Here is a 14,856-nt window from a genome sequence, read left to right as displayed (position 1 = left end):
GAATCACAAGTGAAGATGAGGACCGCGCATGCCTGAGTCCAAGCCGAATATCCTCGTCATCTGGGGCGACGACATCGGCATCTCGAACCTGAGTTGTTACAGCCGCGGCATGATGGGCTACTTCACGCCCAACATCGACCGGATCGCCGACGAGGGCATGTTGTTCACCGATTCCTACGGTGAACAGAGCTGCACTGCGGGCCGGTCATCATTCATCACCGGCCAGAGTGTGTACCGCACCGGGATGAGCAAGGTCGGGATGCCCGGTGTCGATATCGGGCTGCAGAAGGAAGACCCCACGATCGCCGAGCTGCTCAAGCCACTCGGTTATGCGACAGGGCAATTCGGCAAGAACCACCTGGGCGACCTGAACAAGTACCTGCCGACCGTGCACGGGTTCGACGAATTCTTCGGCAATCTCTATCACCTCAACGCGGAGGAGGAGCCGGAGCACGAGGACTACCCCACCGAAGAGGAAGCCCCGCTGCTCCGCAAGGCACTGCTGCCGCGCGGGGTGATCCACTCCTGGGCCACCGACGAGGACAACAGCGAAGTCGACGAGCGCTACGGCCCGGTGGGCAAACAACGCATCGAGGACACCGGGCCGCTGACCAAGCTACGGATGGAGACCGTCGACGACGAGACGACCGCGGTGGCCGTCGACTTCATCAAGCGGCAGCACGAAGCCGAAACTCCGTTCTTCGTGTGGATGAACTTCACCCACATGCACTTTCGCACCCACACCAAACCGGAGAGCAAGGGCCAGGCCGGCCGCTGGCAGTCGCCGTACCACGACACGATGATCGACCACGACCGCAATGTCGGCACGCTGCTGGACCTGGTCGACGAACTCGGCATCGCCGAGGACACGATCGTCATCTACTCCACCGACAACGGGCCGCACGCCAACAGCTGGCCGGACGGGGCGACGACGCCGTTCCGTAGCGAGAAGGCGACCAACTGGGAGGGCGCCTTCCGTATCCCCGAGATGATCCGCTGGACCGGAAAGATCAAGCCGCGTTCGGTATCCAATGGCATTGTGCAGCACCATGACTGGCTGCCCACCTTCCTTGCCGCGGCGGGAGACACGGATATCGTCGACAAACTCAAGGCCGGCCACACGATCGGTGACACCACCTACAAGGTGCACATCGACGGCTACAACCTGCTGCCGTTCCTCACCGGCGAGGTAGCAGAGAGCCCCCGGCGCGGGATGATCTATTTCTCCGACGATTGCGACGTGCTGGGCATTCGGGTGGACAACTGGAAGATCGTGTTCATGGAGCAGCGCTGCCAGGGCACGCTGCAGCTGTGGTTCGAGCCGTTCACCAAACTGCGGGCGCCCAAGCTGTTCAATCTGCGCACCGATCCGTTCGAGCGGGCCGATGTCACGTCGAATACCTACTGGGACTGGGTGATCGACCGCCTGTATCTCATGTTCTACGGTTCGGCGCTGGTCAATCGGTTCCTGGAGACCTTCAAGGAGTTCCCGCCGCGTCAGGAGCCCGCCTCGTTCACCATCAACAACGCGGTCGAGGAGCTGGAGAAGTTCCTCGCCACCCGTGGGGGCTGAGCGTGGCTGAACTTGCAAGTTGGACGGACGGCCCCACGAAATCGGCGATCATCGATTTCGTGGACCGGGCAGCGGACCTGCCTGTCGAGGAGCGGGTGGCGGTCTTCGACAACGACGGCACGCTGTGGGTGGAGAAGCCGGCGTACATCCAGCTGGACTTCCTGGTCCGGCGGCTGGCCGCCCAGGCCGCCGAAGACCCTGCCCTGGCCGCCAAGCAGCCCTATGCGGCAGCGGCCGCCGGTGACCTGGCTTGGTTCGGCGACGCCGTCACCAAGCACTACAACGGCGATGATTCCGCCCTGAAAATCCTTGCCGGAGGAATTCTTTCGGCCTACCAGGGATTGACCGTCGAAGAACACGCGGCGCGGGTGACGGCATTCTTCGCCGAGGCGACGCATCCGACGCTGAGCCGGCCGTACACCGCGTGCGGATACGCACCGATGGTCGAGTTGCTGCGTTACCTGGAAGCCAACGGCTTCACCTGCTACATCGTGTCGGGCGGCGGGCGCGACTTCATGCGGCCGGTCACCACTGCCCTGTACGGGATCCCGCCGGAACGTGTCGTCGGCAGCTCCGTGGGCGTCACCTTCACAGACGGCAATCTGGTCACGACCGCACAGCCGGAATTCCTCAATGACGGCCCCGTCAAGCCGGTGCGGATCTGGGGCAGGATCGGCCGGCGGCCGATCTTCGCGGCGGGCAACTCCAACGGCGACATCGAGATGTTGCAGTACACCAACGGGTTTCGACTGCTGATCAATCACGACGACGCCGAGCGGGAGTTCGACTACACCGCGGGCGCGGAGAAAGCCTTGGCGCTGGCGGCCGAGGACGGCTGGACAGTGGCCAGCATCCGCAACGACTGGGCCACCGTCTTCAGTGGTTAGCCGGTTGACGCAGATCCCGGCGATCCTCCCGTACCAGCGTGCGTGGCTCCGCGCTGATGTGCTGGCCGGTCTGGCGACCGGTGCCGTCGTCATCCCTCAGGCGATGGCCTACGCCACCGTCGCGGGAATGCCGGTGCAGGTCGGCCTGTACACCTGCATGGTGCCGCTCATCGTCTACGCGTTCCTCGGCGGCTCGCGGACGGCCAGTGTCACCACCACGTCGACCATCGCCACCCTGAGCGCATCTGCCCTGTTGAGTGCGGGTGCGGTCATCGGCTCACCGGACGCCGAGGCGCGACTGGTGACCTTGACTTTCCTGGTGGGTATCTTTCTGCTCGTCGCGCGGTTCCTGCATCTCGGGTCGATCATCGAAAACGTCAATCAGGCAACACTACTGGGGATCAAGGTCGGAGTCGGCCTGACGGTTGCGGCGAGCCAGCTGCCGAAACTTCTCGGGGTACCGCCCGACCCCAAGGAGGACGGGTTCTTTGGGCTGCTTCGTTCGGCCTTCGCCGAGCTGAGTCACGCGAACGCGGTGACGATCGGCCTGTCGGTGGCGGCCATCGCGGTGCTGCTGGCAATGTCGAGGTGGACGCCGCGAATCCCCGGACCGCTGATCGTGGTGGCGGCGGGCATACTGCTTGCGGCCTACGCCGGCCTCCCTCAACACGGCGTCGCCTTGATACCCCAAGTAGCGCAGGGAATTCCAGTGCCTACCTTGCCGTCGCTGCAGCACATCCCCGACCTGGTCCCCGGGGCGCTGGCGATCGCGCTGATGGCCTTCCTGGAGACACTTGCCGTTGCGAGCAGTGTCCGGCGGCCCGATGAACCCGCGGTCGATCCCAACCGCGAGATCAGCGCCACCGGATTCGCCGCGATCTTGGGGGCGTTGACCCATTCGCTGCCGCCGGCAGGTGGGTTCTCCCAGACCGGCGTGAATCTGAAAGCCGGTGCGAAAAGCCAGGTTTCCGGCCTGGTGACCGCGGCGCTGGCCGTCCTGGTCGCCGTCGCACTGGCACCGGTCTTGAGCGAACTGCCGCAAGCGATTCTCGGTGCCATGGTGTTCGTGGCGGTGCTCGGGCTGATCGACGTCGACGCGCTGAGTCAGCTGTACCGTTTCGAGCGACACGAGTTCGCCCTGGCCGCTGTCGTCGCCGCGACAGCCCTGACTGTGGGGCTGCTGCCTGCGGTGGCGGCGGGCGTAGTACTGACGCTGTATTCGGTTCTGCGCGAACTCAACCGCGCGCATGTGGCGCAGCTCGTCAGTCAGCACGAGCTGTGGGTGGAAGGACCCGAGAACGTCCTGGCCGAGCCGGCCGACCCGTTGGTCGTCCGGACTCGGCTGGGCCTGTACACGGCCAACCTGCGGCCCAACGTCGACGGCATCCGCGGCATGGTGAGTGAATGCTCGCCAGCACCCGCGGTCCTGGTGTGGGACCTGTCCGCGCAGCCGGTGCTCACGTCGACGATGCTGAACGGCCTGCGCGACGCCGAGACCGAACTGGCCGGGATACGCGTCATCTACGCGGCACTGCAAGAGGCCTTGCATGAAACCGCCCAGCGCTGGCCGTGGTGGCAGCAGGTGGAGAGCGAAGGCCGGTACTTCCCGACCGTCAGCGCGGCGGTGTCGGCATGACCCACCCCGGACTGGTTTGGATCCCAGGACAGGCCGCCAGGCTCGGTTCGGATGAGCACTATCCGGAGGAGGCCCCCGCGCGCGACGTCACCGTGGACGGCTTCTGGATCCAGCCCCATCAGGTGACCAACGCCGACTACGCTCGGTTCGTCTCGGAGACCGGCTACGTCACGGTCGCCGAGCGCCCGATCGATCCCGCCGACTTTCCCGGTGCCCCGCCACAGAACCTGGTGCCGGGATCCATGGTGTTCCAGCGCACCGCGGGGCCGGTGGACCTGCAGCACCTGAGTCAGTGGTGGGTGTGGACGCCCGGTGCACGCTGGAATCATCCACGCGGGCCGCGGTCCTCACTCAAGGGACGCGAGCACCATCCGGTGGTGCACATCGCGTTCGAGGATGCCGAGACGTACGCGGACTGGGCCGGTTTGGCACTGCCGACCGAGGCCGAGTGGGAGACCGCCGCCCGCGGTGGCTTGGCAGGCGCCACCTACACCTGGGGTGACGAGCCGGAACCAGCCGGTCGGCGACTGGCCAACTATTGGCACGGCGAGTTCCCTCACCTGCCCGAAACCGGTTACGGGACAACGAAGCCGGTGGGCAGTTTCGAACCCAACGACTACGGCCTGTTCGACATGGCGGGCAACGTCTGGGAATGGACCACCGACTGGTACGGCCCGGACCGGGTGAGCACGCCGTGTTGCGCGTCCGACAGCCGCGACCCCCAGTTCCAGATACCACGCCGGGTGATCAAGGGCGGCTCGTTCCTGTGCGCGGACAGCTACTGCATGCGCTACCGGCCCGCGGCGCGCCGACCACAGATGGTAGATACCGGCATGAGCCACATCGGCTTTCGCTGTGTCGGACGGGGCTAGTCGAAGCCCGGTGCGACGAACCGCGCGAGCAACCGCTGCTCGTCCGAGGCACCGGCAGCGGGCCAGAACAACAGCGCCAACACCACCCGCACAGTCCACTGCGCCGCCTCGGGATCGTCGTCGGCGACCCCGGCGAACTCGGCGGCGAAGCGCATCACGGCCTCCGAGTCGGTGAGTGACCGCGCCCCGGGCGCACCTACCACAGTAGCGGCCAGTGGGTCGGCGCGAATCTCGCGCAGCGCCACCGAGATTGCGGTCACGACGCGATCCGCACCGGCCCGGTCGAGCACCGCGGCGCGAACCGTCTCGACGATGCGGGCTGCCGACCGGGCCAGTACGGCATCGCGGATCTGCGCCTTGGTGCCCGCGTGCCGGTACACGGTGGCACGCGAACAGTGCACGACGGCGGCCAGGGCGTCGATGTCGATTTCACCGAAGCCGCCGCGTCCCATCATGTCGGCGGCCGCGGCGTAGATCCGTTCGGCGGCGGCCACGCGACGGTCTCCGCCCACCAACCAGTCCTCACGCCTTGGCGACATGTGTACATCTTTATCGCATAGTGAGACAGATTGGAAATTTTTTCGCAGTCAAGGTGCACGTCAGCCGGCTGCGGTGAGACGCCGTGACGGGCAGTGCCGGTATCCCCCATATCAATTTCGCCGATCCCCATTGACGCCGGACCGCCCGCGACCGAACCTGGGAAAATGCTTGCGGCTCAAGACTTCTTCGCACCGGATGCGCTCGACACCCCGTACCCGCTGTATGACCGGTTGCGGGCCCAGCCCGTCCAGCAGATCGGCGACAGCGGCTTCTTCCTGGCATCCACGTGGGACGCGGTCGCCGAGGCCACCACCCGTACCGCCGATTTCTCGTCGAACCTCACCGCCACCATGGTGTACCGGCCCGACGGCAGCGTCACCCCGTTCCTCATGGACGGGCCCGGCGAACCCACCCACGTGCTGGCCACCGCAGACGAGCCGGCGCATGCGGTGCACCGCAAACCGGTGCTGCTCAAACTCGCCGCCAAACGACTGCTCACCCTGGAACCCGTGATCACCGGCATCTTCGACGAGCTCTGGACGGGCGTCGACGGCGACTGGATGGCACAGGTCGCCAACCGCCTGCCGATGATGGTGGTGGCCGAACTGCTGGGGTTGCCCGGGGACGACGTCGACGACCTGGTGCGGCGCGCCTACGCCAGTACCCAGTTGCTGGACGGACTGATCGAAGACGACCAGCTGGCCGCGTCCGGCGTCGCGGCGATGGAACTCGGCGGCTATCTGATCGACCGATTCACCCGCGCGGCAACGACGCCCGGAGACGACCTGATGGGCCAGCTGGCCCTCGCCTGCGCCGCGGGTGAGCTGGACCCGACCACCGCCGGCATGATGCTGATCCAGCTGGTCGCCGCCGGCGCCGAGTCGACGGCGTCCCTGCTGGGCAGCGCGGCCTGGCTGCTCGGGTCACGCCCGCAGGTGCAACAGCAGATCCGCGAAAACCCCTCGCTGCTCGGCACATTCATCGAGGAGGTGTTGCGCTACGAGTCACCGTTCCGCGGCCACTACCGGCACGTCACCACCGATACCACGCTGGCCGGCACCGACCTGCCGGCCGGTGCACGCCTGCTGTTGCTGTGGGGCGCCGCCAACCGCGACCCTCTCCGGTTCGACCAGCCCGGCGACTTCCGCCTCGACCGGGCCGGCGCCCGCACGCACCTGTCCTTCGGGAAAGGCATGCACTTCTGCGTCGGCGCGGCACTGGCCCGGCTGGAAGCCCGCGTCGTTCTCACGCAATTGCTGGAACGCACGGCCTGGCTGGAGGCGCCGCCCCAGCCGGAATGGCTGCCCAGCGTGCTGGTCCGCCGCCCCGCTCGGCTGGATCTCCGGATGCGGTGAGCCCGCGGGTACCCATTCGCTAGGGTTGGAACACGTTCTAATAACCCTGACGGAGGGCCTCATGACCGACACCGTGCTGGTAACCGGCGCCTTCGGGCTCGTCGGGTCGGCCACCGTGCACCGCCTCGCAGCCGACGGCCGCCGTGTGGTGGCCACCGACCTCGACAGTCCCGCGAACCAGAAGGCCGCGGCCACCCTTCCGGTCGGCGTCACCGTGCGCTTCGCCGATCTCACCGATCCGTCCGCCGTCGGCGCCCTGATCGCCGATGTCGCACCGTCGGCGATCATCCACCTCGCCGCAGTGATCCCGCCGTTCATCTATCAGCGTCGCGGGTTGGCGGAGAAGGTCAACGTCGGCGCCACCGGCACGCTGCTGGCCGCCGCCGAAAAGCTGCCCACGCCAACACGTTTCGTGTTGGCCTCCAGCATCGCCGTATACGGGTCGCGCAATCCGCACACCGTCGACGGGGTGCTCACCGCGGACACCCCGGTCAACCCGGCCGACATCTACGGCGACCACAAGGTCAAAGCCGAGACGCTGGTGCGGTCGTCCGCACTGGACTGGGTGATCCTGCGGCTCGGCGGGGTGCTGACCGCCAACCCTGGCTCGTACATGAAGATCGACAACTTCTACTTCGAAGGCATGCTACCCACCGACGGCCGCCTGCAGACCGTCGATGTCCGAGACGTGGCACGCGCTTTCGCCGCCGCCACCACCGCCGATGCGACCGGCGAGACGCTCCTGATCGGCGGCGACGACGCCACGCACCGATTGCTGCAGGGCGACGTGGCGCCGGCCATGGCCGCCGCGCTGGGCTTGGTGGGCGGGCTGCCCACCGGCCTCAAGGGCAACCCCGGCGATGATGCCGCGTGGTTCAACACCGACTGGATGGACACCACACGGTCGCAGGAAGTGCTTGACTTCCAACATAATTCGTGGTCGAACATGCTGATCGAAACTGCCGAGAACGCCGGTATCAAGCGCCCACTGTTGCGGTTGATCGCACCGCTGGCCAAACAGATCCTGCAACGCCGTACGGCGTATCACGGCACCGGCCAGCGCTACGCCGACCCGTGGAAAGCCATCGAAGCGAAATGGGGCGATCCTCGCCCGGACGGGAGTAAGGCATGACCAAGACCGCGATCATCGTCGGTGGCGCCTCGGGAATCGGCTGGGCGTCGGCCCGGGCGCTGGCCGCCGAGGGGTACCGCGTCGTCATCGCCGACCGCAATGGCGAGGGCGCCAAGGACCGCGCCGCCGAACTCGGGGCACCGCACACCGGCGAGACCGTCGACGTCATCGATGAATCCTCGGTGGCAACACTTTTCGAACGGACTGGCCCGGTCGACGCGGTGGTGAGCTGCGCCGGCTTCTCCAATATCGGCCTCATCGTCGATCTCGCGGTGGAGGACTTCCGCGCGGTCATCGACGTCTGCCTCACCGGTGCGTTCATCGTCGCCAAATACGCGGGAAAGCACCTGAACGACGGCGGCTCACTGGTCTCCATCTCCTCGCTCAACGGTCGCCAGCCAGCCGTCGGGATGAGCGCCTACTGCTCGGCCAAGGCCGGGCTCTCGATGCTCACGCAGGTCGCCGCGCTGGAACTGGCACCGCGCGGAATCCGGGTGAACGCCGTCGCGCCGGGGTTCGTGCACACCCCGTTGACCGAGGGCGCGGCCCTGGTTCCCGGCGTCGTCGAGGAGTACGTGGAGAACACCCCGCTGGGACGGGCCGGCACGCCCGAGGACATCGCCGAGGCCGTCGTGTTCCTCACCAAGGCGTCATGGCTGACCGGCGAGGTGCTCGACCTCAACGGCGGATCGCACATGAAGCGCTACCCGGACCTGCTGGGGCACATCATGAAACTCGCGGCGCCGTGACGTTTCCTGTGAGATAGCCCTGTGGATACCGAGTTCACCCTCACCCAGAAGAGGGCGCTGGCGATCGCGACCGTCGTCGCCATCGCCTTCGGGGCGTACTTCCTGCGTGGCTATTTCATCTTGATCGTGGTGGCCGCGGTGGTGGCTTACCTGTTCGATCCGCTGTACGAACGCCTGCGCAAGAAGCTGAGCAACGGCCTGGCCGCCACGTTGACCCTGCTGGCTGCGCTGGTAATGGTGATCGTGCCGATCGCCGGCGCTGTCGCCATCGGAGTGGTGCAGATCAGCGTGATGGTCCGCAGTGTCTCCGACTGGGTGGGCAAGACCGACCTGAGCTCACTGGGCGACCGGTCGCTGCGACTGCTCAACGAGTCACTGGACAAGGTGCCGTTCCTGCAGAGCACCAACATCACCCCGGAGTCGCTGCAGAAATGGGTGGTGACGTTCGCGCAGCGGGCCGGTCAGTGGGGCCTGGAATTCCTGCAGGGCGCGGCGGGCGGTCTGTTCGGCGGCCTCACCGCAGCGGTCATCTTCCTCTACGTCTTCATCTCGATGCTGGTCAAGGGCGAGGACCTGCGACTGCTGATCCGTCGCCTCAACCCCTTGGGCGAAGAGGTCACCGACCTGTACCTGGCCAAGATGGCCGCCATGGTGCGCGGCACCGTCCAGGGCCAATTCGTCATCGCCCTCGCCCAGGGCGTGGCCGGCGCCATCTCCATCTACGTCGCCGGATTCCACGACGGCTTCTTCATCTTCGCGATCCTGTTGTCCGCCCTGTCGGTCATTCCACTCGGCGGCGGCATCGTCACGATCCCGTTCGGGATCGGCCTGGCGTTGTTCGGCAACGTCGGCGGCGGCATCTTCGTCGTCGTCTTCCACCTGTTGGTGGTCACCAACATCGACAACGTGCTGCGCCCCATCCTGGTCCCCAAGGAAGCCAGGCTGGATTCGGCACTGATGCTGCTCTCGGTGTTCGCCGGGATCACCATGTTCGGTTTCCTGGGCATCGTGATCGGGCCGGTGGTGATGATCGTCATCGTCACGACCATCAGCGTCTACCTGTGGGTCTACAAGGGTGTCCCGATGGACATGGGCACCGAAGACGATGACGAACCGAAGAAACCGGGCCTGATCAAACGGCTGATCACCCAGGCCCGGGCGAACGCACATCGCCGACCCACGCCTGCGAAATCTGCGCCCACGACCGACAACTAGGCAGGCAGCGGCTGCGCGATCTGGACCGCCTTCGCCAGCACCCGGAACTCGTCGGCCCCAGCAGCTCCGGTGATCGCCAGCTGCGCGCCATCAGGCAGTCGCGTCGTCCAGGCGGGCTCGCCCTCGCCGGATTCGTAGACGACCCACTTCACCCCGTCCACATCCTGCGTTCCGGTGGGCACGAGGTCGATGTCGAGGGACGAGATGAGCGCCTCCTCGTCGGCATTGCTCTGCGTCACCGACAGGTACATCCCGGTGGGCGACAGATAGCCCACCCGGGAGCTGACCGCGCGGGTCTTCTGACCGGTCGCCGGGTCGACGCGACCGCCGTCGATGCCGCCCCTGCCCCCGGAGTTCGCGGTCCAGCCCTGCGGCAGCACCGGCAACCGGACGGGGATCTTCAGCGCCGCGGCATCGGCCTTCAGTGCGGCCGGTGCGTCGTAGTTGGGCGCGGGTCCCACACCGGGGCCACTGGGCTGGAACGAGCACATGCCCAGCACGCCTGCCAGCACGATGCAGGCCAGCACCAACGGGGCCATGGACCAGAACATGTCGCGGCCGTCCTGCAGCAGCCGGTTCTTGGCGGGCGCTGGCACCGGCACCATGATCGGCGTGTCGGTATCCGGGTCCCGCGGGGTACTCATGAGAGCCAGTATCCCAGTTCCCAAACTTCGGATCACTAATGGGAGAATCTGCCCCATGACGCCATCGCGCCGGGAGGCCCCCGACCGTAACCTCGCACTGGAACTGGTTCGTGTCACCGAGGCCGGGGCCATGGCCGCCGGTCGCTGGGTGGGTCGCGGCGACAAAGAAGGTGGTGACGGGGCTGCCGTCGACGCCATGCGCGAGTTGGTGAACTCGGTTTCGATGCGCGGTGTGGTGGTCATCGGCGAGGGCGAGAAGGACAACGCCCCGATGCTCTACAACGGCGAAGAGGTCGGCAACGGCGACGGTCCGGAATGCGATTTCGCCGTCGACCCGGTGGACGGCACGACGCTGATGAGCAAGGGCATGCCGAACGCCATCTCGGTGCTCGCGGTCGCCGAGCGCGGCGCCATGTTCGACCCGTCGGCCGTGTTCTACATGCACAAGATCGCCGTCGGCCCGGACGCCGCCGACGTCATCGACATCACGGCTCCCATCGCCGAGAACATCAAGCGCGTGGCCAAGGTCAAGAACTCCAGCGTCGCCGATCTGTCCGTCTGCATCCTGGACCGGCCCCGGCACGCGCAGCTGATCGCCGACGTCCGCGAGGCCGGTGCCCGCATCCGGCTGATCTCCGACGGTGACGTGGCCGGCGCGATCGCCGCCTGCCGTCCCGGTTCGGGCACCGACCTGTTGGTCGGCATCGGTGGCACCCCCGAGGGCATCATCGCCGCCGCGGCCATCCGCTGTATGGGTGGTGCCATCCAGGCCCGCCTGGCCCCCACCGACGACGACGAGCGCCAGAAGGCGCTGGACCGCGGCTACGACCTGGACCGGGTGCTGCACACCGAGGATCTGGTCTCCGGTGAGAACGTGTTCTTCTCCGCCACCGGCGTCACCGACGGCGACCTGCTCAAGGGTGTCCAGTACTCCGGCGGCGGTGCCACCACGCAGTCCATCGTGATGCGGTCCAAGTCCGGCACCGTCCGGATGATCGAGGCCTACCACCGCCTCGCCAAGCTCAACGAATACTCCGCGGTGGACTTCACCGGGGACCTGTCCGCAGCACACCCGCTTCCCTGACCCTTCCTGCACCGAGAAAAAGGACCCAGATGACCGACAGCGCAGTCGAGTACCGGATCGAGCACGACACCATGGGCGAAGTCCGGGTGCCCATCAATGCCCTGTGGCGCGCCCAGACCCAGCGAGCGGTGGAGAACTTCCCCATCTCGTTCCGCCCCCTCGAGCGGACCCAGATCCGCGCGATGGGTCTGCTCAAAGGTGCTTGCGCCCAGGTGAACAAGGACCTGGGGCTGCTCGCCGCGGAGAAGGCGGACGCGATCATCGCCGCCGCCGGTGAGATCGCCGACGGACTGCACGATGACCAGTTCCCCATCGACGTCTTCCAGACCGGCTCGGGCACCAGCTCGAACATGAACGCCAACGAGGTCATCGCGTCCATCGCGGCCGCCAACGGCGTGACCATCCACCCCAACGACGACGTCAACATGTCGCAGAGCAGCAATGACACCTTCCCCACCGCCACGCACATCGCGGCCACCGAAGCCGCTGTGCGCCACCTGATCCCGGCGCTGGAGATCCTGCACGAGTCGCTGGCCGTCAAGGCTCGGCAGTGGCGCACCACCGTCAAGTCCGGCCGCACCCACCTGATGGACGCGGTTCCGGTCACGCTGGGCCAGGAGTTCGGCGGCTACGCCCGTCAGATCGAGGCCGGCATCGAGCGGGTCAAGGCGACGCTCCCCCGCCTCGGTGAGCTGGCCATCGGCGGCACCGCCGTCGGCACCGGCCTCAATGCCCCCGAGGGCTTCGGCGCCAAGGTGGTCGACGTGCTGGTCGCCCAGACCGGGATCGCCGAACTGCGCACCGCCAAGGACTCTTTCGAGGCTCAGGCCGCCCGCGACGGACTCGTCGAGGCGTCCGGGGCACTGAAGACCGTCGCGGTGTCACTGACCAAGATCGCCAACGACGTGCGCTGGATGGGCTCCGGCCCGCTGACCGGTCTCGGCGAGATTCAGCTGCCGGACCTGCAGCCGGGTAGCTCGATCATGCCGGGCAAGGTGAATCCGGTTCTGCCGGAAGCGGTTACCCAGGTGGCCGCGCAGGTCATCGGCAACGACGCCGCCGTCACCGTGGGCGGCCTGTCGGGCGCGTTCGAGCTGAACGTCTACATCCCGATGATGGCGCGCAACGTGCTGGAGTCGTTCACGCTGCTCACCAATGTGTCGAAGCTGTTCGCGGCCAAGTGCATCGACGGTCTGGTGGCCAACGAGGCACATCTGCGTGAGCTGGCCGAGTCCTCGCCGTCCATCGTGACGCCGCTGAACTCGGCGATCGGCTACGAAGAGGCCGCCAAGGTCGCCAAGGAAGCCCTCAAGGAACGCAAGACGATCCGCCAGACGGTGATCGACCGCGGCCTCATCGGCGACAAGCTCTCCGAGACCGAACTGGACAAGCGCCTCGACGTGCTCGCGATGGCCAAGGTCAAGCCAGGCGACTAGGCGATGTCTGCCGAGTGTGAACCTGACGACGCTGTCGGGCTGATTCTGTCGTGACGTTCACACTCGGCGACGAAATCCGGGTCCAGGTCACACATCTGCTGACCAGCTACCAGTACCTGGCCGACACGGGCAAGGTCGAACGCCTGTCCCAACTGTTCGCCCCCGACGGGGTCCTGGAGATCGGCGACGGACGGTGGGTCGGACCCGACGCCGTGCTCGGGATGTTCCGGGACACCGCGGGCCGGTTCGCCGACGCCGACTTCCTGCCGGCCCGGCACCACCTGAGCTCGATCTACATCGAGCCGCAGCCCGACGGCACCGCGAAAACCTATGCGTGCTTTCAGTTCATCGGCACGCGCGGCCTCGACCACTGGGGGACCTACCGTGATGTGACGGTACCGGGGCCCGACGGCGGCTGGCTGTTCGCCCACCGCCGGGTGGTCACCGAGGGTTTCGCACCCGGATCACGGCTGAACGGCGCCTGACGCCAGCCGGTCGGGCGCGACGAATTTGATGCCCGGCCAGGCCGTCAGGCTGTGCAGCAGCAGGCTCAACGTCACGGTGATCACGACCGCCTCGGTGATGACCGCCGTGTTCTGGATACCGCCGTGCCCGAGCACCAGCAGACCGAGCACCAAGGTGCCGATGCCGCGGGGGCCGAACCACCCCACGAACAATCGGCTGCGCATCGGGACATCGGTGCCGATCAGCGCGAGTTGCACCGCGAGCGGGCGCACCAGCAACAAGGCGGCGACGCAGAACAGCACGGTGCGCCAGTCGATCTCGCGCCAGCCCATGAACATGGCGTACCCGCCGAAGATGGCGAAGACCACCAGCTCGAGTACTTGGCCCGCGGCGTCGGACACCTGGGTCGGGACCGACGTGTCCGCATGACGGGCCACGGCGGCGAAGCCGAGACCGCCCACAAAGGCGGCCACGAACCCGCTGGCGTGCACGCGTTCGGCCAGTCCGAAGCACACCAGAGCCATTGCGACGGTGGCCAATTGCGCCCAGGTGTCGTTCATCCAGCCGCGCCGCCACGAGGCGACGACGACCACTCCTCCGAGCAGTCCGATGGCCGCTCCGAGGACCACCGCGAGCAACTCGGTGTGCACCAGGAACCAGCCCCAGTGACCGACGTCGCCGTCGGAGTGTTCGGACGCCAAGGCCAGCGCCGCGAGGGCGGCTGCCAGCGCGAAGCCGTCGTAACATCCGCTCTCCACCGAGAGCGCATGCCGAACACGTTCGGGAATGCGCTGGTCTTCGAGCAGCGCATCGATGAGCGCCACCTCCGTCGGCGCCACCACCGCGGCCAGACACACCGCTTCCCACAGTGGGAGCACAGGCAGCAGCACCAGGGCCGTCGCCGTGCCCAGCACCAACGCCAGTGGAATGCCGACGATCAACAGCCGGAAGGTGGCATGGCCGCGACGGATGGCCTGCACCAGGTCCAGCGAGGCCGCCTGATTGAACAAGATGACGGTGAGGGCCAACTGGGCCAGCGTGGTGAACGTGTGCGTGTCGTCGGCGGCGATGACATCGAGCCCGAACGGGCCGAGCATCATGCCCATGACCACGAACACCAGCGCCGGCGCCAGGTACCACTTGTTGACCAAACCCGAGATCACCGCGTAGATCAGCACCAGCACGGTCAGGGCTAGCGCGGTGCCGGTGTGCATACCGCGAAATACTAGGGGTTTGGCCGCGGCGGCGAACTACGCGCGCCGCACGGC

The 14,856-nt window shown here is 66.9% G+C and carries 14 protein-coding genes; 11 read left to right on the top strand and 3 right to left on the bottom strand.

Annotation, left to right across the window (positions count from 1 at the left end):
• Window positions 1-28 precede the first annotated feature (28 nt).
• Genes AC1DY7_RS30205 through AC1DY7_RS30190 form a run of 4 tightly spaced genes read left to right on the top strand, consistent with a single transcriptional unit; the run spans window position 29 to window position 4,968 of the window.
• Complete coding sequence (locus tag AC1DY7_RS30205) at window positions 29-1,573, top strand: arylsulfatase (RefSeq protein WP_477497435.1); 1,545 nt, start codon at window positions 29-31, stop codon at window positions 1,571-1,573.
• Window positions 1,570-2,460, top strand: a complete 891-nt coding sequence (locus AC1DY7_RS30200; protein WP_477497455.1) for an HAD family hydrolase — start codon at window positions 1,570-1,572, stop codon at window positions 2,458-2,460. Before AC1DY7_RS30205 ends, AC1DY7_RS30200 begins: the two co-directional genes overlap by 4 nt.
• Before the next feature lie 4 nt (window positions 2,461-2,464).
• On the top strand, window positions 2,465-4,096 hold the full coding sequence (locus AC1DY7_RS30195) for a SulP family inorganic anion transporter (protein WP_477497434.1): 1,632 nt from the start codon (window positions 2,465-2,467) through the stop codon (window positions 4,094-4,096).
• Window positions 4,093-4,968, top strand: a complete 876-nt coding sequence (locus tag AC1DY7_RS30190; RefSeq protein ID WP_477497433.1) for a formylglycine-generating enzyme family protein — start codon at window positions 4,093-4,095, stop codon at window positions 4,966-4,968. Before AC1DY7_RS30195 ends, AC1DY7_RS30190 begins: the two co-directional genes overlap by 4 nt.
• Here AC1DY7_RS30190 and AC1DY7_RS30185 read toward each other — a convergent pair.
• Entirely contained in the window at window positions 4,965-5,507 is a 543-nt protein-coding gene (locus AC1DY7_RS30185; RefSeq protein ID WP_477497432.1) for a TetR/AcrR family transcriptional regulator, read from the bottom strand. The genes AC1DY7_RS30190 and AC1DY7_RS30185 overlap by 4 nt on opposite strands.
• A gap of 165 nt (window positions 5,508-5,672) precedes the next feature.
• Here AC1DY7_RS30185 and AC1DY7_RS30180 point away from each other — a divergent pair, with 165 nt between their 5' ends.
• The 4 genes from AC1DY7_RS30180 (at window position 5,673) to AC1DY7_RS30165 (ending at window position 9,959) form a co-directional block, all read left to right on the top strand.
• On the top strand, window positions 5,673-6,863 hold the full coding sequence (locus AC1DY7_RS30180) for a cytochrome P450 (RefSeq protein WP_477497431.1): 1,191 nt from the start codon (window positions 5,673-5,675) through the stop codon (window positions 6,861-6,863).
• Window positions 6,864-6,924: 61 nt separating this feature from the next.
• Window positions 6,925-7,995: an NAD-dependent epimerase/dehydratase family protein gene (locus tag AC1DY7_RS30175; protein ID WP_477497430.1), complete on the top strand. Its 1,071-nt coding sequence runs from the start codon at window positions 6,925-6,927 to the stop codon at window positions 7,993-7,995.
• Window positions 7,992-8,744 carry an SDR family NAD(P)-dependent oxidoreductase gene (locus tag AC1DY7_RS30170; RefSeq protein ID WP_477497429.1) on the top strand — a complete coding sequence of 251 codons (753 nt, stop codon included), beginning with the start codon at window positions 7,992-7,994 and terminating at the stop codon, window positions 8,742-8,744. Before AC1DY7_RS30175 ends, AC1DY7_RS30170 begins: the two co-directional genes overlap by 4 nt.
• A 21-nt stretch (window positions 8,745-8,765) precedes the next feature.
• On the top strand, window positions 8,766-9,959 hold the full coding sequence (locus tag AC1DY7_RS30165; protein ID WP_477497428.1) for an AI-2E family transporter: 1,194 nt from the start codon (window positions 8,766-8,768) through the stop codon (window positions 9,957-9,959).
• Here AC1DY7_RS30165 and AC1DY7_RS30160 read toward each other — a convergent pair.
• On the bottom strand, window positions 9,956-10,603 hold the full coding sequence (locus tag AC1DY7_RS30160) for a DUF4245 domain-containing protein (RefSeq protein WP_477497427.1): 648 nt from the start codon (window positions 10,601-10,603) through the stop codon (window positions 9,956-9,958). The two genes, AC1DY7_RS30165 and AC1DY7_RS30160, sit on opposite strands and share 4 nt — an antisense overlap.
• 55 nt (window positions 10,604-10,658) lie before the next feature.
• Between AC1DY7_RS30160 and glpX the strand changes: the two genes are divergently transcribed.
• The 3 genes from glpX to AC1DY7_RS30145 are packed head-to-tail and all read left to right on the top strand — an operon-like array spanning window position 10,659 to window position 13,608.
• Window positions 10,659-11,687 (top strand): class II fructose-bisphosphatase, encoded by a 1,029-nt coding sequence (glpX, locus tag AC1DY7_RS30155; protein WP_477497426.1) that lies wholly within the window; start codon window positions 10,659-10,661, stop codon window positions 11,685-11,687.
• Window positions 11,688-11,716: 29 nt separating this feature from the next.
• Window positions 11,717-13,123, top strand: coding sequence for a class II fumarate hydratase (locus tag AC1DY7_RS30150; protein ID WP_477497425.1), 1,407 nt, complete (start codon window positions 11,717-11,719; stop codon window positions 13,121-13,123).
• A gap of 50 nt (window positions 13,124-13,173) precedes the next feature.
• On the top strand, window positions 13,174-13,608 hold the full coding sequence (locus AC1DY7_RS30145) for a nuclear transport factor 2 family protein (protein WP_477497424.1): 435 nt from the start codon (window positions 13,174-13,176) through the stop codon (window positions 13,606-13,608).
• Here AC1DY7_RS30145 and AC1DY7_RS30140 read toward each other — a convergent pair.
• Window positions 13,588-14,802, bottom strand: coding sequence for a cation:proton antiporter domain-containing protein (locus AC1DY7_RS30140; protein ID WP_477497423.1), 1,215 nt, complete (start codon window positions 14,800-14,802; stop codon window positions 13,588-13,590). The two genes, AC1DY7_RS30145 and AC1DY7_RS30140, sit on opposite strands and share 21 nt — an antisense overlap.
• Between the last annotated feature and the right edge of the window lie 54 nt (window positions 14,803-14,856).

Source organism: Mycobacterium sp. P2_H7 (genome assembly GCF_056403275.1).
Note: the sequence above shows the minus strand (reverse complement) of the source record. Positions and strands in the feature narration are given on the sequence as shown.

What these genes read in the sequence shown, in the direction of transcription:
- AC1DY7_RS30205 (WP_477497435.1), top strand. Translation starts at nt 29, where the DNA reads ATGCCTGAGTCCAAGCCGAATATCCTCGTCATCTGGGGCGACGACATC.
- AC1DY7_RS30190 (WP_477497433.1), top strand. Translation starts at nt 4,093, where the DNA reads ATGACCCACCCCGGACTGGTTTGGATCCCAGGACAGGCCGCCAGGCTC.
- AC1DY7_RS30185 (WP_477497432.1), bottom strand. Translation starts at nt 5,507, where the DNA reads ATGTCGCCAAGGCGTGAGGACTGGTTGGTGGGCGGAGACCGTCGCGTG.
- AC1DY7_RS30180 (WP_477497431.1), top strand. Translation starts at nt 5,673, where the DNA reads ATGCTTGCGGCTCAAGACTTCTTCGCACCGGATGCGCTCGACACCCCG.
- AC1DY7_RS30175 (WP_477497430.1), top strand. Translation starts at nt 6,925, where the DNA reads ATGACCGACACCGTGCTGGTAACCGGCGCCTTCGGGCTCGTCGGGTCG.
- AC1DY7_RS30170 (WP_477497429.1), top strand. Translation starts at nt 7,992, where the DNA reads ATGACCAAGACCGCGATCATCGTCGGTGGCGCCTCGGGAATCGGCTGG.
- AC1DY7_RS30160 (WP_477497427.1), bottom strand. Translation starts at nt 10,603, where the DNA reads ATGAGTACCCCGCGGGACCCGGATACCGACACGCCGATCATGGTGCCG.
- glpX (WP_477497426.1), top strand. Translation starts at nt 10,659, where the DNA reads ATGACGCCATCGCGCCGGGAGGCCCCCGACCGTAACCTCGCACTGGAA.
- AC1DY7_RS30150 (WP_477497425.1), top strand. Translation starts at nt 11,717, where the DNA reads ATGACCGACAGCGCAGTCGAGTACCGGATCGAGCACGACACCATGGGC.
- AC1DY7_RS30140 (WP_477497423.1), bottom strand. Translation starts at nt 14,802, where the DNA reads ATGCACACCGGCACCGCGCTAGCCCTGACCGTGCTGGTGCTGATCTAC.